The sequence below is a fragment of the Streptomyces sp. NPDC003011 genome (assembly GCF_053591515.1).
Map to the genome: position 1 here is coordinate 35,455 of NZ_JBSFTY010000006.1, position 24,833 is coordinate 60,287.

19 protein-coding genes and 1 riboswitch are annotated in these 24,833 nt (G+C 70.6%); all 19 genes read right to left on the reverse strand.

The window, feature by feature from the left end; all coding sequences use genetic code 11:
• Positions 1-147: 147 nt before the first annotated feature.
• Positions 148-1,497 (reverse strand): type VII secretion-associated serine protease mycosin, encoded by a 1,350-nt coding sequence (mycP, locus tag ACWD0J_RS04640; RefSeq protein WP_451494274.1) that lies wholly within the window; start codon positions 1,495-1,497, stop codon positions 148-150.
• A 1,628-nt stretch (positions 1,498-3,125) separates the two neighbouring features.
• Positions 3,126-3,554: a hypothetical protein gene (locus ACWD0J_RS04645; protein WP_451494275.1), complete on the reverse strand. Its 429-nt coding sequence runs from the start codon at positions 3,552-3,554 to the stop codon at positions 3,126-3,128.
• A 367-nt stretch (positions 3,555-3,921) separates the two neighbouring features.
• Positions 3,922-5,322 (reverse strand): NAD(P)/FAD-dependent oxidoreductase, encoded by a 1,401-nt coding sequence (locus tag ACWD0J_RS04650; RefSeq protein WP_451494276.1) that lies wholly within the window; start codon positions 5,320-5,322, stop codon positions 3,922-3,924.
• A gap of 440 nt (positions 5,323-5,762) precedes the next feature.
• The gene (locus tag ACWD0J_RS04655) at positions 5,763-6,704 is read right to left on the reverse strand and encodes a Ppx/GppA phosphatase family protein (protein WP_451494277.1); all 942 of its coding nucleotides are present in this window, start codon (positions 6,702-6,704) and stop codon (positions 5,763-5,765) included.
• On the reverse strand, positions 6,701-7,306 hold the full coding sequence (locus ACWD0J_RS04660; protein WP_451494278.1) for a DUF501 domain-containing protein: 606 nt from the start codon (positions 7,304-7,306) through the stop codon (positions 6,701-6,703). Before ACWD0J_RS04660 ends, ACWD0J_RS04655 begins: the two co-directional genes overlap by 4 nt.
• 22 nt (positions 7,307-7,328) lie before the next feature.
• Complete coding sequence (locus ACWD0J_RS04665) at positions 7,329-7,805, reverse strand: FtsB family cell division protein (RefSeq protein ID WP_451494279.1); 477 nt, start codon at positions 7,803-7,805, stop codon at positions 7,329-7,331.
• A gap of 101 nt (positions 7,806-7,906) precedes the next feature.
• On the reverse strand, positions 7,907-9,193 hold the full coding sequence (eno, locus tag ACWD0J_RS04670; protein ID WP_451494280.1) for a phosphopyruvate hydratase: 1,287 nt from the start codon (positions 9,191-9,193) through the stop codon (positions 7,907-7,909).
• Between the two features lie 334 nt (positions 9,194-9,527).
• Entirely contained in the window at positions 9,528-10,250 is a 723-nt protein-coding gene (locus tag ACWD0J_RS04675) for a transglycosylase family protein (RefSeq protein ID WP_451494281.1), read from the reverse strand.
• 3 nt (positions 10,251-10,253) lie between these two features.
• Positions 10,254-10,422: riboswitch (cyclic di-AMP (ydaO/yuaA leader) on the reverse strand.
• 194 nt (positions 10,423-10,616) lie between these two features.
• On the reverse strand, positions 10,617-11,648 hold the full coding sequence (locus ACWD0J_RS04680) for a transglycosylase family protein (protein ID WP_451494282.1): 1,032 nt from the start codon (positions 11,646-11,648) through the stop codon (positions 10,617-10,619).
• A gap of 150 nt (positions 11,649-11,798) precedes the next feature.
• On the reverse strand, positions 11,799-13,088 hold the full coding sequence (locus ACWD0J_RS04685; RefSeq protein WP_451494283.1) for a cytochrome P450 family protein: 1,290 nt from the start codon (positions 13,086-13,088) through the stop codon (positions 11,799-11,801).
• On the reverse strand, positions 13,085-15,268 hold the full coding sequence (locus ACWD0J_RS04690; RefSeq protein ID WP_451494284.1) for a hypothetical protein: 2,184 nt from the start codon (positions 15,266-15,268) through the stop codon (positions 13,085-13,087). Before ACWD0J_RS04690 ends, ACWD0J_RS04685 begins: the two co-directional genes overlap by 4 nt.
• Positions 15,269-15,313: 45 nt before the next feature.
• The gene (locus ACWD0J_RS04695; protein ID WP_451494285.1) at positions 15,314-16,342 is read right to left on the reverse strand and encodes a nucleoside triphosphate pyrophosphohydrolase; all 1,029 of its coding nucleotides are present in this window, start codon (positions 16,340-16,342) and stop codon (positions 15,314-15,316) included.
• A 194-nt stretch (positions 16,343-16,536) separates the two neighbouring features.
• Positions 16,537-17,181, reverse strand: coding sequence for a SurA N-terminal domain-containing protein (locus ACWD0J_RS04700; protein ID WP_451494286.1), 645 nt, complete (start codon positions 17,179-17,181; stop codon positions 16,537-16,539).
• 239 nt (positions 17,182-17,420) lie between these two features.
• Complete coding sequence (locus ACWD0J_RS04705; protein WP_451494392.1) at positions 17,421-18,917, reverse strand: protein kinase domain-containing protein; 1,497 nt, start codon at positions 18,915-18,917, stop codon at positions 17,421-17,423.
• 38 nt (positions 18,918-18,955) lie between these two features.
• A complete protein-coding gene (locus ACWD0J_RS04710; RefSeq protein ID WP_451494287.1) occupies positions 18,956-19,615 on the reverse strand; it encodes a hypothetical protein in 660 nt (219 codons plus the stop codon).
• Between the two features lie 306 nt (positions 19,616-19,921).
• Positions 19,922-20,950 carry a galactofuranose ABC transporter, permease protein YjfF gene (yjfF, locus tag ACWD0J_RS04715; protein WP_451494288.1) on the reverse strand — a complete coding sequence of 343 codons (1,029 nt, stop codon included), beginning with the start codon at positions 20,948-20,950 and terminating at the stop codon, positions 19,922-19,924.
• Positions 20,947-22,038, reverse strand: coding sequence for an ABC transporter permease (locus ACWD0J_RS04720; RefSeq protein ID WP_451494289.1), 1,092 nt, complete (start codon positions 22,036-22,038; stop codon positions 20,947-20,949). Before ACWD0J_RS04720 ends, yjfF begins: the two co-directional genes overlap by 4 nt.
• Entirely contained in the window at positions 22,035-23,573 is a 1,539-nt protein-coding gene (locus ACWD0J_RS04725; protein WP_451494290.1) for a sugar ABC transporter ATP-binding protein, read from the reverse strand. Before ACWD0J_RS04725 ends, ACWD0J_RS04720 begins: the two co-directional genes overlap by 4 nt.
• Before the next feature lie 129 nt (positions 23,574-23,702).
• A complete protein-coding gene (locus ACWD0J_RS04730; protein WP_451494291.1) occupies positions 23,703-24,707 on the reverse strand; it encodes an ABC transporter substrate-binding protein in 1,005 nt (334 codons plus the stop codon).
• Between the last annotated feature and the right edge of the window lie 126 nt (positions 24,708-24,833).

Below are 24,833 nucleotides of genomic sequence, written 5' to 3' on the forward strand. Positions count from 1 at the left end.
GAGCCTCAACGTACCAACGGCGGCGAATACCCGAGCGTCGGACGTCACCGCGCATCAGTACTTCACACGTGCCCCGTCTGCATGGCCTCGTTCTCGCACAGCAGCCGGGGGCACGCGTTCCGCACCGCTGATCCCTGGCGTCGGGAACTATGGGCGGGTGCCCGGGTCTTGCTGGGGATACGGGGGCGTCGGACAAGGCGGCTGAACCACCTGGCCCGCGTAGGGATACGGGCCTGCCTGGTGGGGTGGCTGCTGAGTGAGGATCGCCCGCCTCGCCGCGTCCGAACGCTTGCGCATGACGACGAACACGGCCACTGCTCCCGCGACGGCGACGGCGCCGACTGCGCCCAGTACCGCCCAGAGCGCGGTGTCGCTGTCCTCGTCTTCCTCCTTGGCCGAGTCCGCGGCCGAAACGTCCTCCGGCCCTGAAACGGAAGCGGCAGAGGAGGGCGCAGCCGATGCCGCGGCCGCCAGATCCGGGAGCGGGTACTCGTCCGCCGGGCCCGGATCGCCCGGGCTCTGCAGTGCGATGCGGGGGCGGACGATGCCGTAGCCGATGGAGTCGTTGCGCTCGGCGCCGTCCGTGGGGGCGCCGATGGTGTTGAGCATGACCCTGAGGACCTGGTTGTTGGTCCAGGTCGGGTGCTTGGACCAGATCAGGGCGGCGCTGGCGGAGGCGAGGGCGGTGGCGTCGCTGGTGCCGTGGCTTACGCACAGTCCGGTTTCGTCTCCGCACGCGTGGACCATGTCATCACCCGGCGCGGCCATGTCCACCTGCGGGCCGTACTCGGACTCCGCGGTTCTGCGCAGATCCTTCCCTACTGCGGCTACGCCGACCACACCCGGCGTGGCCGCGGGGTACTCGATCCGGTTGGTCTTGTCACCGCTGTTCCCGACGGCCGCGAAGATCAACGAACCTTTCTCCAGGGCGTATCTCACCGCTGCTGACACTGTCGGTGAGCCTTGGGTCTGACCTAGTGAGATATTGATGACCTGCGCGTCTGCGTCCGCTGCGTACCGGATCGCCTTCGGGATCGCCTCGTTGAACTGCCTGATTGCCGCAGCCTCGTTGGGCGCCTTTTCGGCATCGGGCATCCGGATCGGCAGGATCGTGGCGCCAGGAGCGAGACCGAAGGCACCCTTGCCGCCACCGTATGCGCCAGTTCCGGCGATCAGCCCAGCCATGCCCGTGCCATGTCCGTCGTAATCAGTGTGCTCGTCTCCCGACTGGTCCGTCGCGAAGTCCTTGCCGGGCAGAACGCGGCCCTTTAGATCAGGGTTGTTCTGGTTCACCCCGGAGTCGATCACAGCAACTGTGACGCCATCGCCCGTGCTTGTCTGCCACATCTGCTCGGCCTTCATGGCGTCGAGGAACCATTGCTGCTCACGGGTCGACTCCGCATGCGCCGGAGCAGCCGTGGAACCGACCAGCAGCAGGCCGAGCACCGTCGAGGCTGCGCCGTTGCGGCGCCCACGCCGTCTACTGCTGATGAACATGCGATCCCTCTCGCCTTTCCTCTGGCATCAATCGGTGGTGGGGTCCGCGGTACGGCCGCGATCCGGCCGGTCCCCGGTCTCACGGCCAGACCGGGTGCCGGTGCCACCCGAGCCTGACGAGCGTCCCGAGGGTGTCGTACGAGCAGCGGGCCTGTCTCGGCCCGTCCCCGCGCCTCCGGCATGCGGAGTACCGCCCGAGACGCCGTTTCGTACAGCCGCCCCCGGCGTGGAAGGCCCACTGGACCTGTCAGGAACCGGCGGGCGCGGAGCGGCTCGGCCAGTCTGTGGCGAGGCGCCGCCCACGACTCCTCCGCTGGGAGATGCGGCACGTCCGCCGGGAATCTGCCCTCGGCTGCCGGATGAACTTGAGGCAGCGCCACTGCCCGCAGTGGGACTCAGCGGGCCACGAGCGCTCGTCCCCTCCGCGCCCACCACGGTGCCGCGAGGAATCGCCCCTGTAGACCGGCCCGCAGGTGGCGTGGCCGGACGACCGCCCACAATGCCGCCGGTGCTGCCGCCTGGTGGTCGGCCGGGCTGCGACGTCGAGGTTCCTTGGCCAGGCATGAAAGGGGACCGCCCGGCGCCAACCGGCCGCGCATGACCTGTCTGACCGGCTGGCGTTCCCCCCTGTCCGACTGGACCGGTCACCGCTCTGCCCGACACTGGGGCCGGCATCGGCCTGCCTGGCCCTGTCGAGCCCAGGGGGGTTCTCGCCCCACCGAACGCCGGAAGCGCGACTTCAGGTGGCGTTGCCGCCATACCGGGCGCCCGACCGGTAGTGAGCGGTCCCTCGCTCGTACCCAGCAGCGCTGTGTGCGGCTGTCGGGGCAATGCGCGTACCGAGTCAACGTCCATGCGAACCGGCGAGTGCTCAGAAACCTGCGCCGCATGAGCGGGCAGCGTTGGTTGTTGCACATGCTCAGAGGCCAGGAGGCGGGCAGGCTCTTGAGCCAGAGCACCGGGAGCCGGGCCAGCCGACGCGGAAGTCTGGGCCACGCCGTGACCACCAGGACGTGCAATCCCGCGCTCGTCGCCACGCCCACGAGCATCCGGCGGCACGAGAGCCTCCGGCGGCGGCGGAAACCTGGGCCGTTCCAGCGCGTTCATCTGCGTGGCCGACCACGAGTACGACTGCGCCAGCTTCCGCATCTGCGCGGCAGCCTGCTGCCGTACCTCTTCCTTGTGCGCCGCCAGTGCCGCGAGCTCGCTCGCTGACTTGGCCCCGACGGATGCCGCGTCCGGGTCGTTGCGCGCCGACTGAGCCGCGTCAAGATTCGCCTGCGCGCTCCCGGCGTCCCGCGGGATCGACACCTGCGCCTCGGTGATCGCGTCCGACGTCCGGGCCAGCCACTTCGCCGTGTCCTCGCTGAAGTCACCCAGCCGCAGGGTGGAGTTGGCCAGATCCGCACTCCAGGTGCGGAAGGCTTGTGCGCCCTCGCCCTTCCATTCCACCCACTGCGGGCGGACCTTCAGCTCTTCGGCGATCTTGCGGATCTCCTTCGCCGCGGTGACCAGCCGGTCGGCGGCGGCCTGAACCGTGCCCGCGTTCGCCTGGTCCAGCCAGGCCAGCATCTGCTCGTGGCTCATGTCCTCGAAAGAGGTACTGCCACCGGGGCCTTTGGCCGGCATCAGATCGTGCCTCCCACGTCGCCGCCCTCGGGCTTCTGGCCGCCGGTCCCGGCGCTTCTTTGCGGAGCCCCAGGGCCGTAACCGCCCCCGTAGCGCTCCGTCGTCTCCGCGCTGATCGCCGTCATCCGGTCACGGATGTCCAGGTCGATGTTCTCGTAGCCCTTGTGTGACGCCAGGACCGCGATGCCCATGCCCTCCATGGAGTCCGACAGGAGCTTCGACAGGGTCTCCAGCTCGGCGATCACCGTGTGGTACGCCGTGAACAGCCCGGACGCCTCCGCGAAGGATCCCTCCCCGCCGCCGAACCGGTGGCGTGCGAGTGGCTCCTCGCCGACCTTGTCGGGGCCCGCCTCCGAGCTCTTCAGGTCACGGATCAGTTCGTCGACGCGCCTGCGGAACTCCGTGAACGACGACAGTTCGGCGGCCACATCGGCGGTGGCAGCGGCGGCTGCGGCGGCAGTGCCAACCAGGCCGGAGACCCACGACGCGCCCCACGCCGGTCCATCCGGCCCCGACGACACAAGCACCCTCCCCGTACGACATATGACGTGTGACGTATGGCCACGTATGACTACGTACGACCACCGTGGCGAGCCTTGTTCTCCAGCCGCACCGACCACTCTAACTACCAGCAGTGACAGCGCACATCCGTCGTGTCCTGAACACGCTCCCATCCAACACCCGGATGAGGCAGGGCACATGAGCCCCCGTACTCAGGTGAGCCGGGCAAGCCGAAGGGGCCGCCCGCACCACGGATGGCGGGCGGCCCCTTCGAAGGGGTTCGGTGACCGGGCGTCAGGACGCCTTGGCCTTCTCCTCGGTCTTCGGCTTCTCCTCCGCCTTGCCGGCGGCGGCGACCGGCGCGGGCTTCGCGGCCTCGTAGAACTCCTCGCGCGGAGTCTCCAGAGCGCCCAGGGACACGACCTCGCGCTTGAGGAACATGGCGAGCGTCCAGTCGGCGAAGACGCGGATCTTGCGGTTCCACGTCGGCATCGCCAGACCGTGGTAGCCGCGGTGCATGTACCACGCCAGCCGGCCCTTGAGCTTGATCTTCATCTTGCCCATGACGATCATCGCGACGCCCTTGTGGAGGCCGAGGCCCGCCACAGCGCCCTTGTTGGCGTGGCTGTAGTCCTTCTGCGGGAAGCCCCGCATACCGGAGATCACGTTGTCGCCGAGGACCCGCGCCTGCCGCAGCGCGTGCTGCGCGTTCGGCGGGCACCAGGCGTTCTCGTTGCCCGCCTTGCGGCCGACGAGGTCCGGAACCTGGGCGTTGTCACCGGCGGCCCAGATGTAGTCCGTGCCCTTGACCTGGAGCGTCGCCTCGCAGTCGACGTGACCACGGGGGCCCAGGGGAAGGCCGTAGCGGGACAGAGCCGGGTTCGGCTTGACGCCCGCCGTCCACACGATGGTGCTGGAGTCGACCTCAAGGCCGTTCTTCAGCACCACGTGGCCGTCGACGCACGAGTCCATGGAGGTGGAGAGGTAGACCTCGACCCCGCGGGCCTCCAGGTGCTCCTTGCCGTACTGGCCGAGCTTGGGGCCGACCTCGGGGAGGATCCTGTCGGCGGCGTCGACGAGGATGAACCGCATGTCCTCGCGGGAGACGTTGTTGTAGTACTTCGCCGCGTCGCGGGCCATGTCCTCGACCTCGCCGATGGTCTCCGCACCCGCGAAGCCACCGCCGACGAAGACGAAGGTGAGCGCCTTGCGGCGGATCTCCTCGTCGTTCGTGGAGTCGGCCTTGTCCAGCTGTTCGAGGACGTGGTTGCGCAGGCCGATGGCCTCCTCGATGCCCTTCATGCCGATGCCCTGCTCGGCGAGGCCGGGGATCGGGAAGGTGCGGGAGACCGCGCCGAGCGCGACGACCAGGTAGTCGAAGGGCAGCTCGTACGCCTCGCCGACCAGCGGCGAGATCGTGGCGACCTTGCGGTCCTGATCGATGGTGGTGACCCGACCGGTGAGCACCTCCGCCTTGGGCAGCACGCGTCGCAGCGGGACGACGACGTGGCGCGGGGAGATGCTGCCGGCGGCGGTTTCGGGAAGGAAGGGCTGGTAGGTCATGTACGACCGGGGGTCGACGACCGTGACGGTCGCCTCGCCGTAGCGCATCTTCTTGAGAATGCGCCGAGCTGCGTACAGGCCTACGTACCCACCGCCTACTACGAGGATCCTGGGACGCTCCGTGGTGCTCATGCCATCGAGTATCCACCTGCCACTGGAGCGTCGCTCGTGCGCCCCTTCACAAGCTTGTGCCAGGTGTGTGTTATCCTCCGCCGCTCACGTGATCCAGGTCATGGCGCGCACCGGCGACATGTGCACTGGGGATCCCTTGTCAATGCCGCGTGAGCTGCCTCTCCGGGCCGACGGACCCTCTGTGAGCCCCTCGGCGAGGCCCCTCCGGACCCCTTCCCGCCAGCCCTCGCCCACCCCTTCTGAACGCGTTCAAGGGGGCGTCGAACCCCCGGAAGGGTCAACCGGACGCCTTTCCTGCTCCGGTAGGACCAAATTCCTTGTGAAGAACTTCACGAACTTTTCCGACGGCGCGTCATCGAGGGGCCCGGAAGGGTCCCCCGAACGCGCTCATACGTTCTCCGACCTGCTCAGCAGAGGCCGTACGCCTCCCCGGCGGGGGCCTATGCCACCGACCACGCGATGCCGTCGAGGATGTCGTGCTCGCTCACCACGACCTCCTCCGCGCCGATCCGCTCCATGACCGCGAGCAGTACGAGGGCGCCCGCGCCGATCACGTCGACGCGGCCCGGGTGCATGGAGGGGATTGCCGCACGCTCGGCGTGGGTGGAGTGCAGGAGCCTCCCGGTGATCTCGCGGACCCGGTCGTGCGGGACGCGGGAGTGGTGGATGGCCGTCGAGTCGTAGGCCGGCAGGTCCTGCGCGATCGAGGAGACCGTCGTCACCGAGCCGGCCAGGCCCACCAGCGTGCGCGCCTCGCGCAGCGGGACCGTCCGTTCGGCGAGGTCGAGGGCCGCCTCGATGTCGGCCCGCATGGCCGCGATCTGCTCCTCGGACGGCGGGTCGGACACGACGCCGTCCCGGACGAGGTGGCGCTCCGTCATGCGCACACAGCCGATGTCCACCGAGCGGGCCGCGCGCACGTGTTCCCCGCCGACGACGAACTCGGTCGAGCCGCCGCCGATGTCCACGACCAGGAACGGACGGTCCAGGTCGTCGCGGCCCGTCAGTTCCTTCGTGGCACCGGTGAAGGAGAACTCGGCCTCCTGGTCCCCGGTGATGACCTCGGGTTCGACGCCGAGGATGTCCAGCACCCCGCGGACGAACTCGTCCCGGTTCTCGGCGTCCCGGGAAGCGGACGTGGCCACGAAGCGCAGGCGCTCGGCGCCGTGCTTGTCGATGACCTCCGCGTACTCGCGGCAGGCGGCGAACGTCCGCTCCAGCGCCTCGGGGGCGAGCCGGCCGGTCCGGTCGACGCCCTGGCCGAGCCGGACGATGGTCATCCGGCGGTCCAGGTCGACCAGTTCGCCGGTCGCCGGGTCCGCGTCCGCGACGAGGAGCCGGATCGAGTTCGTACCGCAGTCGACGGCGGCGACACGGGTCACCGGGCGTCTCCCTCGACCGGCCCGAAAGCGAAGTGGCCCGTCCCGTCGTCGGACGTCTCCACCTGCCGTCCCCCCTCCGACGGCGGCCCGGAAGGCGTCACGCACGCCCCCTTGCGCCACCACTCCGGCAGCATGGCGAGGGCCTCGTCGCCGAGCGGGTTCACCCCCGGGCCGGCCGCCAGGGAGTGGGCGACCAGGACGTGCAGGCACTTGACCCGGTCGGGCATGCCGCCCGCGCTCGGGAAGCCCTTCAGCTCCTCGATCTCGTCCCGGCGCCGGATGTAGTCCTCGTGCGCGGCACGGTAGGCGGCGGCAAGCTCCGGGTCGTTCTCCAGCCGGGCCGTCATCTCCTTCATCACGCCGTTCGCCTCCAGCGTGCCGATCGCGGAGGACGCCTTCGGGCAGGTCAGGTAGTAGAGCGTCGGGAAGGGCGTGCCGTCGGGGAGCCGGGGGGCCGTCTCGACCACGTCCGGCTGTCCGCACGGGCAGCGGTGCGCGATGGCGCGCAGGCCGCGCGGCGGGCGCCCGAGCTGCTGCTGGAAGGCCTCGACGTCCGCGTCGGTGGGGTCGGTGCGCGGCGTAGGGGGCGGGGGCGTCTGCATGCCTGTCTTTCTATCGGTCAGTTCACTGGTCGGAGGCGTCGGACTTGTCGACGCCGTCCCAGACGTTGGCGTACCAGGGGCGGCCGGCGGCGCCCTGGTCGGCGCGCGAGCGCGTGGCCGCGTCCGGGCCGATGACGATGAAGCCCGTCTCGCCCGGCATGACGTAGTGCAGCCGCTGCCGGATCTGCTGCTCCGCGTACGCGTCGTCCTGCCAGCGTGCCTTGAGGTCGCGCAGCTGCTCGACCCGCTGCCGGGCCTGCTCCTGCCTGCGTTGCAGGTCGGCGATCTCGGCGCGCTGGGAGACGTACTGCCTTATGGGGTAGGCGAGCGCCACCACCAGCGTGCACAGCACGAGGGCGAGCAGCGCGGCGCGGCCGGTCAGCCGGGAGCGGCGGGCCTGCCGTTTGGTCTGGGAACGGTAGACGCGGGCCGCCGTCTGCTCGCCGAGCAACCGGATCCTGGTCGTGGTGGAGAACCGGTCCCGGTCCTTCACGGCCATGTCCCCGCCTCCCGTCTCACACGTGCGTACGTCCCCGCACACGGTACGGGACCGGGTACGGGGACGTACGTACGACTGGCTCAGGCGTGGCCAGGTACGGCTCAGCCCTTGAAGCGGGGGAAGGCCGAGCGGCCGGCGTACACCGCGGCGTCGTCGAGGATCTCCTCGATGCGCAGCAGCTGGTTGTACTTGGCGACGCGCTCCGAGCGGGCCGGGGCACCGGTCTTGATCTGGCCGCAGTTGGTGGCGACGGCCAGGTCGGCGATGGTGACGTCCTCGGTCTCGCCGGAGCGGTGGGACATCATGCACTTGAAGCCGCTGCGCTGGGCCAGCTCGACGGCGTCCAGGGTCTCGGTCAGCGAGCCGATCTGGTTGACCTTGACGAGCAGGGCGTTGGCCGCGCCCTCGTCGATGCCGCGGGCCAGACGCTCCGGGTTGGTGACGAACAGGTCGTCGCCGACGATCTGGACCTTGTCGCCCAGCTTGTCGGTGAGGACCTTCCAGCCGGCCCAGTCGTCCTCGAACAGCGGGTCCTCGACGGAGACGAGCGGGTAGGCCGCGACGAGCTCCTCGTAGTACTCCGTCATCTCGGCGGCGGAGCGGTCCTTGCCCTCGAAGGAGTAGACGCCGTCCTTGTAGAACTCGGAGGCGGCGACGTCGAGGGCGAGGGCGATCTGCTCGCCGGGGGTGTAGCCGGCCTCGTTGATGGCTTCGAGGATGAGGTCGAGGGCCTCGCGGTTGGAGCCGAGGTTCGGGGCGAAGCCGCCCTCGTCGCCGAGGCCGGTGGACAGGCCCTTCCTCTTCAGCACCTTCTTGAGGGTGTGGTAGACCTCGGTGCCCCAGCGCAGGGCCTCGGAGAAGGACTCCGCGCCGATCGGGGCGATCATGAACTCCTGGATGTCCACGTTGGAGTCGGCGTGCGAGCCGCCGTTCAGGATGTTCATCATCGGCACCGGCAGCAGGTGCGCGTTCGGGCCGCCCAGGTAGCGGAAGAGCGGGAGGTCGCTGGCCTCGGAGGCGGCGTGGGCCACGGCGAGGGAGACGCCGAGGATGGCGTTGGCGCCGAGGGAGCCCTTGTTGTCGGTGGCGTCCAGGTCGAACATCGCCTGGTCGATCAGCCGCTGCTCGGTGGCGTCGTAGCCGACCAGCTCCGGGCCGATCTGCTCGATGACGGCCAGGACGGCCTTCTCGACACCCTTGCCCTGGTAGCGGTTCGGGTCGCCGTCGCGGAGCTCGATGGCCTCGAATGCGCCCGTGGAGGCGCCGGACGGGACGGCGGCACGACCGGTGCTGCCGTCGTCGAGGCCGACCTCGACCTCGACCGTGGGGTTGCCTCGGGAGTCCAGGATTTCCCGGGCTACGACGACGTCGATGGACGGCACGAGCATCTCCTTCTTGGATGTGACGTGGGCAGCAGGACCACGGTGGGTCCTGCGAGACCGAGCCTAACCGGCCCGGGGGGATCGGCCAGCCGGTCGCCCACCCCTTGGGCAGAACCGAGAGTAAATTGTTTCCGAACGGAACAAAGAGCGGAGCGGAGAGCGGAACACACAGGGGGCGCAAAGAGGGGCACGAAGAGGGGCACAAAAAAGCCCCGCTCCGGTGCGTACGGGGGAACACGCACCGGAGCGGGGAGCCCGTGGGGACGGGGGGACCCTCACGAGGCCTTCATCATGAAGGACCCGGATGTGGGGTCGCTGTGGTTCAGCTGGGCGCCGCGTACTACTTCAGGTGCAGCTGCTGACCCGGGTAGATGAGGTTGGCGTCCTCGACGATGTCCTTGTTCAGCTCGAACAGCTTCGCCCAGCCGCCCTTGACGCCCTGCTTGTCGGCGATGGAGCTGAGGGTGTCGCCGGAGACGACCTTGTACTCGCCGTCGCCCTTCTTGACCTTCTTGCCGGTCGGGGTGGTGACGGTCTTCTTGGTGGCCGGACGCTCGGCGGAGCGGGAGGCCGGCTGCTCGCTGGTCGAGCGGCTGCTGGTGTCGGTGCTCTGGCCCTGGCTCTGGCTCTGGCTCTGCGAGGAGCTGCTGGAGCCGCTCGACGAGGACTCGGCACCGGCTCCGTTGTAGGCGGCACCGGACAGGCTCACGCCGCAGACCGGCCAGGCACCCTTGCCCTGGCCCGCCAGGACCTTCTCGGCGACGGCGATCTGCTGCGCCTTGGAGGCCTGGTTGGCCTGCGCGGCGTACTGCGTGCCGCCGTACGCGGCCCAGGTGGAGGCCGAGAACTGCAGGCCGCCGTAGTAGCCGTTGCCGGTGTTGATGGACCAGTTGCCGCCGGACTCGCACTGGGCGACGGTGTCCCACTCGGAGGCGGTGGCGGCGGAGGCGCTGCCGGCCGCCATCAGCGGGGCGGCGACGGCGGCACCGGTGACACCGGCGATGGCGATGGCACGGGTGGCCTTGGACGGGCGACGGTGCTTGCCCTTGGCGGAAAACAGCATGGTGGATCCCCTCACCGACGCCTGCGAGGTGAGCTGTCGGGTTCGGGCCGGTTGAGTTGCCCGGCCGCGCCTCTCACGAGGTGCGGCTTCACCCCAAGCCGGTTCCAGCCTCAAGTGCTGGCCCCGGCGCTTACCTTGGGTCCCCCGCTCCTGCCTACGGCGCTTGACGCGACGACTGTTCCCGGACGGCCGCTGGCAGGATTCGGCGTTGCGGCAGCCGGGGCTCGTGTTGGCGAGCGGTCCCGACGGTAGACACGCGATCCACGGAATTTCAAAGACGATCAGGGCTTCTGAGACTCATCCCACACTTTCGCCAAACCGGACATTCAGTGCGAAGCGTGACGTGAACTCCCGTTGGTTTTCGCCCTATTCGACACCAAGTCCAAGGGTCTGACCGGGCACGATACGGCTCGGGTCACCACCGATCGCCTGCTTGTTCTCCTCGTAGAGCGCACGCCATCCGCCGTCGAGCCCAAGGGAGTCGGCGATGGACGCGAGCGTGTCTCCGGGAAGGACGGTGTAGGAGTCGCCCCGGGCGGCGTGACGGCCGCCGGAGGTGGCCGTGTCGGCGGCGGCGAGGGTCGCGTTCTCATCGGCGCTGCCGCCGCGGTGCTTGCCGCCGCTGAGGGCGCCGGTGTCGACGAGGCTCGAAGAACCGCCCACTTGCCAGGAGTTGTCCGAGTCGTCCTGATTCTCCGTGCCGGTGGAGGAGTCGCCGGAATCCTGGGAGTCACGGGAACCCGCGCCGGGATCAACGGATGTGTCGGAGTTGGCCAGGTTGTCCCCGGTGCCCGAAGAGCCCGAAGAGCCCGAAGAGCCCGATGAATCCGGCGAATCCGGCGAATCCGTGGGCGACGAGGCCGACGCGGACGGCGACGCCGTGTCCGACTCCGCGTCCGCGGAGGAACCCGTCGACGGATCCGCGGGGTCGGACAGGCCGGAGGAGGCCGAGCCGCCCGTCCCGCTCGACGTGTCCGGCGTCGCGTCGCCCGCCACACCCGTGTCGACGTCGGCCGCCCGGGAGTCCTTGCTGAGCCCGTTGAGCAGCCCGCAGGTGGACCAGTAGCCGACGCCCTGGTCGGCGAGGATCTTCTCCGCCACGGCGATCTGCTGGGAGCGGCTGGCCTGGTCGGCGCGCGAGGCGTAGTCGAGGCCGCCGTACTGCTCCCAGTCCTCCTGGGCGATGTGCAGTCCGCCGTAGTGCCCGTCGCCGCTGTCCGCGCTCCAGGAACCGTCGGTCTCGCAGTTGGCGACCTGGTCCCAGGTGGTGCCGGTCGCCGCGCTGGCGCCGGTGGCACCGAGCAGCGGGATCGCGATGGCGGAGCCGGTCACTCCGGCCGCGACGAGAAGAGCCGGAGCCTGGCGGGGGCGACGATGACGGCCGTTCCCGGAGAGCATGCGGAGACCTTTCACAAGACAACGGTGACCGGCGCGGCGCGTGGTGCTCGGCGCCGCGCTGATCCGTGAACGTATAGGCACACGATCACTTGTCACAAGTTAATGCCGCGCAGATCACGTGAAGATCACAGAGTTGAGGGCGTGTCACCTTTACCTGCGTGAAGGCGTCCGGCCACGGGGCGTGAACTCGACGGGCAGCGTGCGCAGTCCGCGCATGATGAGCCCCCCGCGCCACCTCAGGTCCGTTGGGTCCACCGCGAGTCGCAGGTCCGGGAGCCGGGTGAGGAGCGTGCCGAGGGCGGTCTGGCCCTCCAGGCGGGCGAGGGGCGCGCCGAGGCAGTAGTGGATGCCGTGGCCGTATCCGAGATGCTGGTTGTCCCGCCGGGAGAGATCGAGCACGTCCGGATCGGCGAACCGCTCCGGATCCCGGTCCGCGGCGGCGAGGACGACGAGCACGGGATCGCCGGCCGCGATGTCCTGCCCGCCGATGCTGAGCGGCCGGGTGGCGAACCGCCAGGTGGCGAGCTCGACGGGGCCGTCGTAGCGCAGGAGTTCCTCGACGCCCGTCTCCAGGAGCCCGCGTTCGCCGGCGGCGAGGGACCGCTGGAGCCGGTCGCGCTGCCCGGGGTGGGTGAGGAGGGCGTAGGTGCCGTTGCCGATGAGGTTGACGGTCGTCTCGAAGCCGGCGAAGAGGAGGATGAAGGCCATCGCGGCGGCCTCGTTCTCGGTGAGGTGCTCGCCATGGTCGGAGGCGCGGATGAGCCCGGAGATGAGGTCCTCGCCGGGGGTGCTCTCGGCGGGGAGCGCCTCGCGCTTGCGGTGGATGAGCTCGGCGAGATAGCCGCGCATCTTCTTCACCGACCGGGCGACACCGCCGCGCGGCCCGCCGCCGTGCCGGATCATCATGCCCGCCCAGTCGCGGAAGTCGTCCTGGTCCTCGCGGGGGACGCCGAGCAGGTCGCAGATCGCGTAGATGGGGAGCGGGAAGGCGAAGTCGTGGATGAGGTCGGCGCTGCCCCGCTCGGCGAACCGGTCGATGAGGTCGTCGGCCAACTCCTGTACCCGGGGCGCGAACTCGGCGACCCGTCGCGGGGTGAACGCCTTGCTGACGAGCTTCCGCAGCCGGGTGTGGTCCGGCGGGTCGATGTTGAGCAGGTGCGTCATCAGCTCGGCCTTGCGCTCACCGGGGATTCCGGTCTTGCCCTTGGCGTGCGCGGGCTCGTCGTGATGCGCCGGGTTCTTCGAGAGCCGCGGGTCGGCGAGGGCCTGCTTGGCATCGGCGTAACGGGTGACCAGCCAGGCCTGCACGCCGCTGGGGAGTTCGGTCCGGTGGACGGGGGCGTGCTCGCGCAGCCAGGCGTACGCGGGATAGGGGTCGGTGGCGAACTCCCAGGTGAAGAGTTCCGGGGCGGGGTCGGCGGGAGGGGGCTGGTGGGTCACGCCCCGACGGTATCGGGCGGCTCGGGAGCCTCGCTCATGGCCTGCTGAGCGCCGGGGTGGCCCATGTCGGCGGCCTTGCGGTACCAGTCGCGTGCCTCGTCGGGCCGGTCCTGCCGGTCGAGCAGGGCGCCCAGACGGTAGGCGGCGTAGGCGTCGCCGGTCGCGTGGCCCTCTTCGTACAGCTTCCGGGCCTCGTCCGCCTGTCCCTGCTCCTCGGCCAGGGTGCCGTGGTGGGCGTAGTCCAGCGGGAAGGCGGAGCTCGGAGCGAAATAGTCCTGCAGGTCATTCACCTCCGGTCCCAGCGCGCTCAGGAGTTCCCCGGCGCTCTCATCGCCTGCCTTCGCCGCACGTGTCAGCCATATCTTCGCCTTCCTCGGCTCGCTCATCAGCAGGTGGTACATGCCCGAGCTGCGGGCGACCGCCGTGTGTCCCGCCTTCTCCGCTTCCAGGTACGAGTCGTGCGCCGCCCCGTAATCGCCCCGCAGGAGCAGCAGGTCCCCGAGCAGGTGCGCCGCCTCGGCGTCCCTCGCCGCCGTCAGCCACTTCTCCGCCAGGCCGAGGTGCAGCCGTCCCGCCTCGCGGGCCGCGCTCGTGCTTCCGCTCTCCGCCGCGGCCTCCAGGTACCGCAGGGCACCCGTCTCGTCCCCCGCGTGCAGCAGACGCGCCGCCCACTCCTCGGCCGCCCGCGGGTGTCCGGCGTCGGCCGCGCGGCGGAGCAGTTCCTCGCGTTCGTCGCCCCCCACGCGATCGGCGAAGGCGTACATCAGGTCCGCGTCGCCCGCTTCGATACGCGCGTGCAGCGCGACCCGTGCCGCGTCGAGCACGGGCCCGCGGTCGACCGGGGCCCCTCCCTCCGCCGCGTCCAGCAGCGTCCACCACACCTCGTCCGGCACCGGCTCCAGATCGGCGCCCGATCTCAACGCCTCCGCGACCAGCGCCCCGTACGCCCGCCAGGTGTCCGCCTCGTCGCCCTGTACCAGCAGCCCAGACACCCCGAACAAGGGTGTCGTCGCCCAGGCGAGCGCGTCCTCGAACGACTCGCGCTCCTCCCTCCCGTACCGCTCCTGCACCGAGGCGAGCAGGCCGACCGGTACCGCTCCCCGTACTCCGCACCGGGCGAGGTCCACCGCCGCCCGGACCAGCAGCTGGCCTCGTGGGTGCTCCAGGTGCGTCCCGACCCGCCGCCACTCGTCGAACAGCAGGTGCCCGATCGCGAAGTAGGAGGCCGCGCCCTCCCGTCCGCTCCACATGTACGCCGGGTAGGCGCGCGGGTCGTCGTGCGCCGCCAGCCGTTCCAGCTCGGCCTCGCTCCACTCGCGGGCCAGCTCCACAGTGCGGGCCGCGGCGACGACCCGGTCACCGGGGGCGGTGCCGGCACGGCGCCGGTAGTACTCGTCGGGGCTCATCGCGCCGAGCACGACCACGCCGAGCGCGCTGAGCCGTCCCAGCAGCCGGGGGTCCAGGCTGCCGGCGCCGACGCCCAGGTGGTCGGTCAGCTCGTCCAGCCAGAGGACGTAGCCGCCGGGCATCCCGCGCAGTGCGGTGAGCAGGGCCCGCAGGTCCTCACCGGGGTCCGGGACGTACAGCCGGTGGTTCTCCAGCGTCCGCACGCCCTGCCACGCCGTGTACGACGTGCCCGCGTACGGCTCCCCCAGGATCAGCACCAGGCTGCTGTGCCCGAGCTTGGCGCGCAGGTCCTCGTCACAGTCGCGCGGCACGTACGGCGGCACGTCGGGCTGTCCGGGCACGTGGCGGGTGGGGCGGACGCCGAACTCCAGGGGCCCCACCTGCTGGACCGGCCGCCAGTCCGCCGGGGCGGGGACGGTGCCGTAGTGGTGGTGCTGGACCCCGATCACCTGGTCGTGGAAGGTGCCGTCGCGGAAGTCGACGTGGTCGGCGGCCGTGTGCACGGCGGGAGCGGCCGCCCTGGGCGGTGCGGCGTGCTCCGCCACGATCGCCTTGAGGTCGGAGAAGGACTGGGCGCGGTCGACGCGCAGGGTCTCCAGCAGGCGCCGCTGGTCCTCGGCCACGAGCATCCCGGGACGGGGGACGAACCACGTCTCGCGCGCCCCGGGGACGCCGGACCGCTGCAGCACCTCCGCGATCCGCTGCGCCGTGACCGGCGAGCTGCGGGCCGCACGCAGTAACGTCTTCCTCAGATACTCCAGTTCCGATGCCACTGTGCCGTCCCCCACGCCTCGCACCCGCCCGTGGACGCCACGGTACTAACCACCGAGCCCTTCAGCAGCCCGTACGGCGTCCCGGTACGCCCGTGCCGCCGCCCGCAGGGCCGCTTCCGGGTCCACACCCTCCGCCTCGGCCCGTGCGGCCAGGGCCAGGAGTTCGTAGCCGACGCCCTCGGCGGTGGGCAGCGGGACCTCCAGGCCCGCCGTGCGGACGCGCGACGTCAGTTTCGCCGCGAGGGCGAGGCCCGGCTGGCCCAGCGGGACGCCGTCCGTCACCGAGGCGCGCTGCTTCTCCGCCGCCTTCGTGCGCAGCCAGTGCTCCTTGACCTCCTCGGGGGTCGTCGCCGTCTCGTCGCCGAAGACGTGGGGGTGGCGGTGGATGAGTTTCGTGACGATGCCGCCGGCCACGTCGTCGATGGAGAAAGGGGTGTCCGGGTCCTCCTGCGCTATCCGGGCGTGGAAGACGACCTGGAGGAGGACGTCGCCGAGTTCCTCGCGGAGTTCGTCGCGGTCGCCCTCCTCGATCGCCTCGACGAGTTCGTACGCCTCCTCGATGCCGTACTTCGCCAGGCCCTTGTGGGTCTGCCGGGACGACCAGGGGCATTCCGCGCGGATGCGGTCCATGACCTGGACGAGGTCGAGGAGGCGGGCGCCCGGCAGGTCGTAGGAGGCGGGGAGCAGCTCCAGCTCCGGCATCGAGACGCGGCCGGAGCCGGCGAGGCGGGCGAGGCCGTCCGTGAGGGCGGGCTCGCCCTCTCCGGTGGCCACCACGACCACCGTTCTGCCTCCGGCGCACGCGTCGACCAGTTCCCCGGCGGTCGGCGCGGCCTCGTCGACCGCCGTACCGGCCTCGCGCAGATAGGGCAGCTGTGGGTGCGCGCCGTCCGCGCACAGCACCCGGTCGGCGGCGCGCAGCGCCTGCCAGGCGGGCCAGGACAGCAGGCCGGGTGCGACGCGGTGACTGGTGGTGAGCAGGATGATGCGGCCGGGGGCGGGCGGCGCGTCCGCCGTGTGGCCGGGGTCCGGGGTCCGGGGGTCCGGGGCGGCTTCGGAGCTGGTTGCGTTCACGATTCGAAGCTAACGCACGCCGGTGACAGGACCGCGAGTTGTCCACAGGGTCGGGAGTCCGCGAGCACGGTTGTCCACAGGGTCGGATGCCGGGTCGGGCGGGGCGTCGTCGTCGGGCGGGGGGGTCGCGTGAGGTGCCGCCGGTTGGTCGGCCACGGGCCGTCGGCCGGCGGGGGCCGCCGTACCGTCGTGCCTCACGCCGTCTGCGGGGTTCCCGCCGTCGTGACCTCCCGGACCCACGGCGTCTTCGCGTCGGCGCGGCTGCTCTTCTGGACGTCCCAGGTGCCGTAGCGCGGGTTGAGGTCCACGTCGAGCTGTCTGGAGGCCTTGGAGAGGGCGTTCCAGAAGGCGGGATCGCCCGTGTCGGTGCCGAGCTCGGCCGCGAGCTTCTGGGCCTCCAGCTGGAGGCGGAGGTTGTCGTCGAGACGCTCGGGGGCGATGCCGTACTCCTGGAGCCAGGCCGTCTCCAGTGCCTTCGCGCCGCCGGTCTGCTGCTCCAGGCCGGCGCGCATCTGCTGGATCTCCTTGCGGCTGACGGTCACGCCCGCGTCCTGGGCGGCGCGCCGCAGCACCCGGTCCAGGACCATGGTGTGCAGGGTGTCCCGGCTCAGGGTGCCCGTCTTGGCGATGACCTGCTGGTACTGCGCCTCGTCCGGCACCGCGGCCCGCTGCGCCCGGCGTACCTCGCTCACCCGGTTCTCCAGCTGGGCGACGGTGATCCGCTGGCCGCCGACGACGGCCGCCGCACCGGGATGCGCCTCGTTCCCGCAGGCGGTGAGGAGGGGAGCCGCGGCGATCACGGCGGAGAGGAGGAGCGCGGTGCGACGGCGGCGGTGCAAGGAGACCTCCCGAGGAGATTGTGCGACGGTGCACAAGGTCTTGCGGTGATCGATGGTAGGCAGTGCGCAAGCTCTGGCCAACCCATTCGACCAACGATTCACCAGGACTTCGGGCACCGCCGCGCCCGAGAGGGGGTGGTCTCGGCCCGTGACGGCCACCGGGGCGTCCGTCGGCGGGCTCGGTCGTGGTGGCCCGGGGTGCCCGTGCGCCGGGCTGCGGCGAGCCGTGGGCGATCGGCCTAGCCGCGTACCTGTCCCAGCCACTGCAGTGTCCGGCGGATCTCCGCCGCGAGCGGGTGGCCGGGGCCGTGGAGCCGTTCGCTGTCGTGCAGGAGGCGGGCCAGGGTGTCGTGGGCGGCGGCGCGGTCGCCCAGGGCGAGCAGCAGGTGGCCGATGCGGCGGCGGACGTCGTGGGCGAGCTCCGGGTCGCCGGACACGTACTGGTTCTCGTAGTACGGCAGCAGCGCGCGGTACTCGGCCAGCGCCGCCGCCGGTTCGCCGAGCTGCTCCAGGCACTGGGCGGTCTCGTAGCGGAAGCGGAGGGACTGCGGGTCGGACGGGCCGGCCTCGGCGGCGCGTTCGTCGGTGAGGCGGCGCAGTTCGGGCAGCGCGCGCCGGTACTGGCCGTCGTCCAGGAGTGTGGCCGCGTACTGCTTGCGCAGGGTGCGCACGACCGGGGAGTGCTCGCCGTGCTGTTCGGCGGCGGCGGGCAGGATCGCGCCCAGGATGTCGACGGCCTGCGTGATGCGGCCCTCGCCGAGGAGGCGCTTGACCTCGTCGACGGCGCGCGCGACGTCGGGCTTCTCGGCCTGTTCGGCGGCGACGGGGGTGGCCGGGGCGGGCTGGGGCGCGGGCGTGCGGGCGCGGTCCGGCCAGGGGGCGTGCGGGCGCACGAAGGGGCGGGTGGGGTCGAGCGGCCCTCCGGTGGGCATGCCGCGCGCGGGCAGCAGCAGCGCCAGGTGCTCGTACACCTCCTGCGCGGAGGCGGGACGGTGCTGCGGGTCCTTGGCGAGCAGGCGCAGCACGAGCGCTTCGAGTGTCTCGGGGACCTCGGGGCGGACCCGGCGCACGGGGAGCGGCGGCTCGTACAGGTGCCGGTGCAGCACACCGAGCGCCGTCGACCCCGCGAACGGCACGTCACCGCTGAGCAGTTCGTGCAGGAGTACGCCGAGTGCGTACAGGTCGGTGTACGGGCCGACCGCGCCGCCCATCGCCTGCTCCGGGGCCATGTAGGCGGGCGAGCCGATGGGGGTGCCGGTGTGCGTGAGGCGGGTGGTGTCCGCGTCCATCACGGAGGCGACGCCGAGGTCGAGGACGGTGACCGTGCCGTCCTGCTTCACCATCACGTTGCGCGGCTTGAGGTCGCGGTGGACGATCGGCACGGCGTGCACGGCGCTCAGCACGGCGCACAGTTGCGCGGCGACCGCCACGGCCCACTGCCACGGGTACGGGTCCTGTTCGGCGAGGTGGTCGGAGAGGTCGGCGCCGTCGACGTACTGCATGACGAGGAACAGCTCCTCGCCCTCGCTGCCCGCGTCGTGCACCGTGACCAGCCCGGGGTGGTCGACCTGCGCGGTCACCCGGCACTCGCGCACGAACCGGCGGCGCAGCTCGTCCGCCTCCTGCCCCGCCACCTTGTCGGGGCGCAGCAGCTTCACCGCCACGCGCCGGTCCAGCCGCTGGTCGTACGCCGTCCAGACCTGGCCCATGCCGCCCTGCCCGATGAGCGTGGACAGTTCATAGCGGCCGGCGACGACACGTCCCGTCGTCACGGTCACCTTCCGCCCTCGTGGGTGCCGTCGGGGCGGCTGCCGTGCTGCCCGTCGTGGTGGCGCAGGTAGTCACTGAGCTCGTCGAGTTCGGCGCGCACCTGGTCGATGCGGGCGGGCGCGGGGCGCTGCGGCGGCGAGCTGGGCGGGGGCGGGGTGTGCGGGATCGGCGTGTGCGGGACCGGGGGCGGCTGGAGGGTGTGCGGCGTCCGCGCTGTCTGCGGCACGGTCGCCGCGGTGTACGGCGACGGGGCCGGTGCCGTGGGCTGCGGGTAGCCGTACGCCGGTGCCGGAGCGGGCCGCGGTGCGTGGGCGCCGTAGCGGAGCTGGTGGAAGTGGCGTACGTCGGCCGAGAGGTAGTACGCGGTAACGGCCACGAGCGTGCCCAGGAGCAGGCCCATCCCCGTCCAGCCGCCCACGGTGTGGACGTCGTCGCCGGACTCCGTGCCGAGCAGCACGAGCGCGAGCAGGTCGGCCACGCAGGCGGCCGCGAACAGGCCCCAGTCGAGCCCCTTGCGCGTGACGATCGCGAGGCGCAGCAGCATCGTCCAGGCCAGGATGCCGATGGTGAGGACGGAGATCGCCACGAACAGCACGCGCAGGAGGACCAGCCATGCCGTCGGGGGCGGCTGCTTCACCGGCTGCGTGTAGCCGTGGCCATGCATGACAGCTCCTGGTGCCTGAGGTGGACGTACGAGCGCGGCCGGCGTCGGGCAACGCCGGTCGCGTGATGGTCGCTTCGAGCGTATAGGCCGACACGGACAACCGGTCCCGGGTTGTACCGAACCGTTGTCATGCTGCTCACATCCCCCGGCCGCGTGTCTCGGCGGAGCGCGTCTTCGGCGCGTCCGTAGGGCGAGGGCGCCTCGGCCGGGCGCTTTCGCCGCGCCGCACCACATGCGCCGGCCACGTGTCCCGCCTCCGCACACGCGGAAGCGGGGCACGTGGCCGGAGCGCCCGGAAGGGGCGGGTCAGGTCTTCTTGCGGGCCGTCATGGCGCGCTGGATCAGGATGAAGGCGCACAGCAGCACACCCGTGGCGATCTTCGTCCACCAGGAGCTGAGGGTGCCCTCGAACTGGATGATGCTCTTGATCAGGCCCAGCACCAGGACGCCGAACAGGGTGCCCAGGACATAGCCGGAGCCGCCCGTCAGCAGCGTGCCGCCGATGACGACCGCGGCGATCGCGTCGAGCTCCATGCCGGTGGCGTGCAGCGGGTCACCGGACTGGATGTACAGGGTGAACAGCAGCCCGGCCAGGGCCGAGCAGAAGCCGCTCACGGTGTACACGGCGATCTTCGTGCCGCCCTGCGGAAGGCCCATCAGCAGGGCCGACTGCTCGTTGCCGCCGATGGCGTACACCCGGCGCCCGAAGCGCGTGTAGTGCAGCACGTAGAACGCCACGGCCAGCACGACCAGCGCGATGATGGCGCCGATCGACAGGAAGGCCCCGCCCAGGGACACCTGCGCCTGGGCCATGCTGCTCACCGAGGAGTCGCCGATGGAGATCGACTCCTTGCTGATGACCAGGCACAGGCCGCGGAAGAGGAAGAGGCCGGCGAGAGTGACGATGAAGGGCTGGATCTCGAAGTTGTGGATCACGTAGCCCATGACGAAACCGCCGAGCGCGCCCACCGCCAGCGCCATGGGGATCACGACCGTGATCGGCAGCCCCTGACGCTCCACCAGCCAGGCCGTGAACATGGTGGTGAAGCCGATCACCGAGCCCACGGACAGGTCGATCCCGCCGGACAGGATGACGAACGTGGCTCCGACGGCGGCGACCAGCAGGTAGCCGTTGTCGATGAACAGGTTCAGGAAGACCTGCGGTTCGCCGAAGCCGTAGTTGGCGTAGCGGCTCAGCCCGCCGGCGTACATCGCCAGGAAGAGCGCGGCCGTCACCAGGACGGGCAGACGCCGGTCGCCGATCAGACGCGCGGCCCTGGACACCGTACGGCTTTCCGGTGCCGGTGCCGGACGGGTCTTGGTGGTCGCGCTCATCGCGACACCTCCATGGTGGGAACGGCCTCGGGCGTCGCGGCGGTGTCCGTCGGAGCCGCGGGCCGGCGGCCCTTGAGGCCCTTCGCGCCGAAGACCTTGGCGCGGAACTTGGGGGACTGCAGCAGGCAGACGACGATGACGACGACGGCCTTGAAGACCAGGTTGGTCTGGGTCGGCACGCCGATGGTGTAGATCGTGGTGGTCAGGGTCTGGATGACGAGGGCCCCGATCACCGTGCCGCCGATGGAGAACCGGCCGCCCAGCAGCGAGGTGCCGCCGATCACCACGGCGAGGATCGCGTCCAGCTCGATCCACAGGCCGGCGTTGTTGCCGTCCGCGGCCGAGGTGTTGGAGCTGATCATGAGGCCCGCGATGCCCGCGCACAGCGCGCAGAACACGTACACCATGATCTTGATGCGCAGGGACCTGATGCCCACCAGGCGGCTGGCCTCGGCGTTGCCGCCGACCGACTCGACCAGCAGGCCGAGGGCCGTGCGGCGGGTCAGGGCGACGGTGACGGCGACGACCGCGGCCACCACGAAGATGGAGAAGGGCAGGGTCAGCCAGTAGCCGCCGCCGATCAGCTTGTACGGCTCGCTGTTGATCGTGATGATCTGGCCGTCGGTGATCAGCTGGGCGACACCGCGCCCGGCGACCATGATGATCAGCGTGGCGATGATCGGCTGGATGCCCATCCGGGCGACCAGGAAGCCGTTCCACAGGCCGCAGACGACCGCGGCCACCAGGCCCAGGCCCATCGCGAGCAGGACCTGGGACAGGGCGCTCTGGTCGGCCTGGTCGCTGATGTACGAGCAGGTCAGTGCCCCGGTGATGGCGACCACGGCGCCGACCGAGAGGTCGATGCCGCCGGTGGCGATGACCAGGGTCATGCCGACCGCCACCAGGATGAGGGGCGATCCGAACAGCACGATCGAGACGAGGCTGCCGTAGAGGTGGCCGTCCGTCATCTTGATCGCGAAGAAGTCGGGGGTGAAGGGAACGTTGACGAGCAGCAGGACGACCAGCACGGCGACCGGCCAGAAAAGGTGATGCTGCGTCAGTGCTCGCCATCGGGGGGTGGTGGTCACTGGTGCTCTCCGCTCGCGATGGTCTCCAGGATCCGGGTGGGGGTGATCTCGGGCCCGTTGGCGATCTGGGCGACCAGCTTGCGGTCGCGCAGCACGCCGATGGTGTGGCTGAGCCGGAGCACCTCCTCCAGCTCGGCCGCGATGTACAGCACGGACATGCCTTCCTCGGAGAGCGAGACCACGAGCTTCTGGATCTCCGCCTTCGCGCCGACGTCGATGCCGCGCGTCGGCTCGTCCAGGATCAGCAGCTTCGGCTGGGTGATGAGCCAGCGGGCGAGCAGCACCTTCTGCTGGTTGCCGCCGCTGAGCTGGCCGACGCGTGCTTCCGGGTTGGCGGGCCGGATGTCCAGCGCCTTGATGTACTTGGCGACGAGTTCGTCGCGCTGGGCGGCCGGGATGGGCCGGGTCCAGCCGCGCGAGGCCTGCAGGGCGAGGATGATGTTCTCCCGCACCGTCAGGTCGGGCACCAGGCCCTCGGCCTTGCGGTTCTCCGAGCAGAACGCGACGCCCGCGCCGATCGCGTCGTTCGGGGCGCTCATCGAGACCTGCTTGCCGCCGATGCTGACCTTGCCGCTGTCGGGCTGGTCGGCGCCGAAGAGCAGCCGGGCGAGTTCGGTGCGGCCGGAGCCGAGCAGGCCGGCCAGTCCGAGGACCTCGCCCTTCTTGATCTCCAGGTCGAAGGGGGCGATCGCGCCGGTCCTGCCGAGGCCGTCCGCCTGGACCAGCGGTTCGCCGACGTCGGCGCGCAGCTGGTGGTCGTGGAGCTCCTCCAGCTGGTCCAGCGCCTTGCCGATCATCAGCTGGACGAGGCCGACCTGGTCGAGGTCGCGGACCATGTGCTCGCCGACGAGGGTGCCGTTGCGCAGGACGGTCATCCGGTCGCAGATCTCGTAGATCTGGTCGAGGAAGTGCGAGACGAACAGGATCGCGACGCCCTCGTCCCTGAGCTGCCGCATCAGGCGGAACAGTTCGAGGACCTCGTCGCGGTCGAGGCTGGACGTCGGCTCGTCCAGGACCAGCACCTTGGTGCCGGCGCCCGCGCCGTCGCTGTCGCCGGTGCCCACCGACCGCACGATCGCGACCAGTTGCTGCACGGCCAGCGGGTACGAGGACAGGGGCGCGGTCACGTCGATGTCGAGGCCGAGCCGGTCGACCAGCTCCGCCGCGTCCTTGCGCATCTTCTTCCACTGGATGCGGCCCGCGCGGGTGGGTTCACGTCCGATGAAGATGTTCTCCGCCACCGACAGGTTGGGGCAGAGGTTCACCTCCTGGTAGACGGTGCTGATCCCGGCCTGCTGCGCCTGCAGCGGGCTGTCGATCCGCACGGGCGCCCCGTCGAGGGTGACCGTGCCGCCGTCCAGCGGGTAGACGCCGGTCAGCACCTTGATGAGGGTGGACTTCCCGGCGCCGTTCTCGCCCATCAGGGCGTGGATCTCGCCGGGGAAGAGCCGGAAGTCGACACCCGACAGAGCCCGTACCCCCGGAAACTCCTTGACTATGCCCGTCATCTCCAGGACGGGATGCGGCTCTGCCATAACTCTCCTAGCGAGGGACCACCGGCTGTGTCCGGTGGGGGAATTCACTTACCTGGTCTGTGTTGTCCACAGGGCCCGGCCGACCGGGATCTCGGTCGGCCGGAGGTTCCTGCCGGTGGGTGCGGTCGGTCAGTACTTGCGAGTGGGGAGCGCGGCCTTGGCCTGGTCCTGCATGAAGTCGCTCTCCTTGGTCTTGATCCAGCGCTCGACCTTCTCGCCGTTCTTGACCTTCTGGACGACCTCCATCAGCTGGGGGCCGAGCAGCGGGTTGCACTCGACGATGGCGTTGATCTTGCCTTCGGACATGGCCACGAAGCCGTCCTTCACGCCGTCGATCGTGACGATCAGGATGTCCTTGCCGGGCTTCTTGCCGGCCGCCTCGATGGCCTGGATGGCGCCGATGCCCATGTCGTCGTTGTGCGCGAAGAGCACGTTGATGTCCGGGTTGGACTGGAGGAAGGCGGCCATGACCTGCTTGCCGCCGGCGCGGGTGAAGTCACCGGTCTGGCTGACGACGATCTTCCAGTCGTCGGCGTGGTCGGCGTCCATGACCTCCTTGAAGCCCTTGGCACGCTCGATCGCGGGGGCGGCACCGGTGGTGCCCTCCAGCTGTGCGATCTTGACGGCGCCCTTGTGGCCGGCCTTCTCGAGGACCTTCTCCAGGATCTTGGCCGCGCGCCGGCCCTCGTCCGTGAAGTCCGAGCCGACGAGCGTGACGTACAGGGACTCGTCGGAGGTCTCGACGGAGCGGTCGGTGAGGACCACGGGGATCTTCTTGGCCTTGGCTTCCTTCAGCACGGCGTCCCAGCCGGTGACGACCACCGGTGAGAAGGCGATGACGTCCACGCCCTGGGTGATGTAGCTGCGGATCGCGGAGATCTGGTTCTCCTGCTTCTGCTGCGCGTCGGAGAACTTGAGCGTGTAGCCCGCGTCCTTGGCGGCCGACTTCACCGAGTCGGTGTTGGCGCTGCGCCAGCCGCTTTCCGAGCCGACCTGGGAGAAGCCCAGGGTGATCGTCTTGCTGCCGCCGGCGGAGGAGGAGCTGGAGGAGTCGTCCTCCTTGGCGCACGCGGCGAGGCCGCCCGCAGCCGCCACGCCGACCGCCGCAGTGAGGAAGTTCCGTCTGTTGAGCATGTTCTTCTCCTTTGAAGAGCCGGTCCGGCTGGACCGTCTGGGACTCGAGGGGACCGGCCGCACTGCGTCCAGCCAGTCGATCATTGTTCGAGATATCGACCACACCGAAGGGTGGGAAACGGTCGA

Bases quoted from the DNA above. Each gene is read 5' to 3' on its own strand.
- mycP (WP_451494274.1), bottom strand. From the start codon at position 1,497: ATGTTCATCAGCAGTAGACGGCGTGGGCGCCGCAACGGCGCAGCCTCG.
- ACWD0J_RS04650 (WP_451494276.1), bottom strand. From the start codon at position 5,322: ATGAGCACCACGGAGCGTCCCAGGATCCTCGTAGTAGGCGGTGGGTAC.
- ACWD0J_RS04660 (WP_451494278.1), bottom strand. From the start codon at position 7,306: ATGCAGACGCCCCCGCCCCCTACGCCGCGCACCGACCCCACCGACGCG.
- ACWD0J_RS04665 (WP_451494279.1), bottom strand. From the start codon at position 7,805: ATGGCCGTGAAGGACCGGGACCGGTTCTCCACCACGACCAGGATCCGG.
- eno (WP_451494280.1), bottom strand. From the start codon at position 9,193: ATGCTCGTGCCGTCCATCGACGTCGTCGTAGCCCGGGAAATCCTGGAC.
- ACWD0J_RS04675 (WP_451494281.1), bottom strand. From the start codon at position 10,250: ATGCTGTTTTCCGCCAAGGGCAAGCACCGTCGCCCGTCCAAGGCCACC.
- ACWD0J_RS04680 (WP_451494282.1), bottom strand. From the start codon at position 11,648: ATGCTCTCCGGGAACGGCCGTCATCGTCGCCCCCGCCAGGCTCCGGCT.
- ACWD0J_RS04710 (WP_451494287.1), bottom strand. From the start codon at position 19,615: ATGCATGGCCACGGCTACACGCAGCCGGTGAAGCAGCCGCCCCCGACG.
- yjfF (WP_451494288.1), bottom strand. From the start codon at position 20,950: ATGAGCGCGACCACCAAGACCCGTCCGGCACCGGCACCGGAAAGCCGT.
- ACWD0J_RS04725 (WP_451494290.1), bottom strand. From the start codon at position 23,573: ATGGCAGAGCCGCATCCCGTCCTGGAGATGACGGGCATAGTCAAGGAG.
- ACWD0J_RS04730 (WP_451494291.1), bottom strand. From the start codon at position 24,707: ATGCTCAACAGACGGAACTTCCTCACTGCGGCGGTCGGCGTGGCGGCT.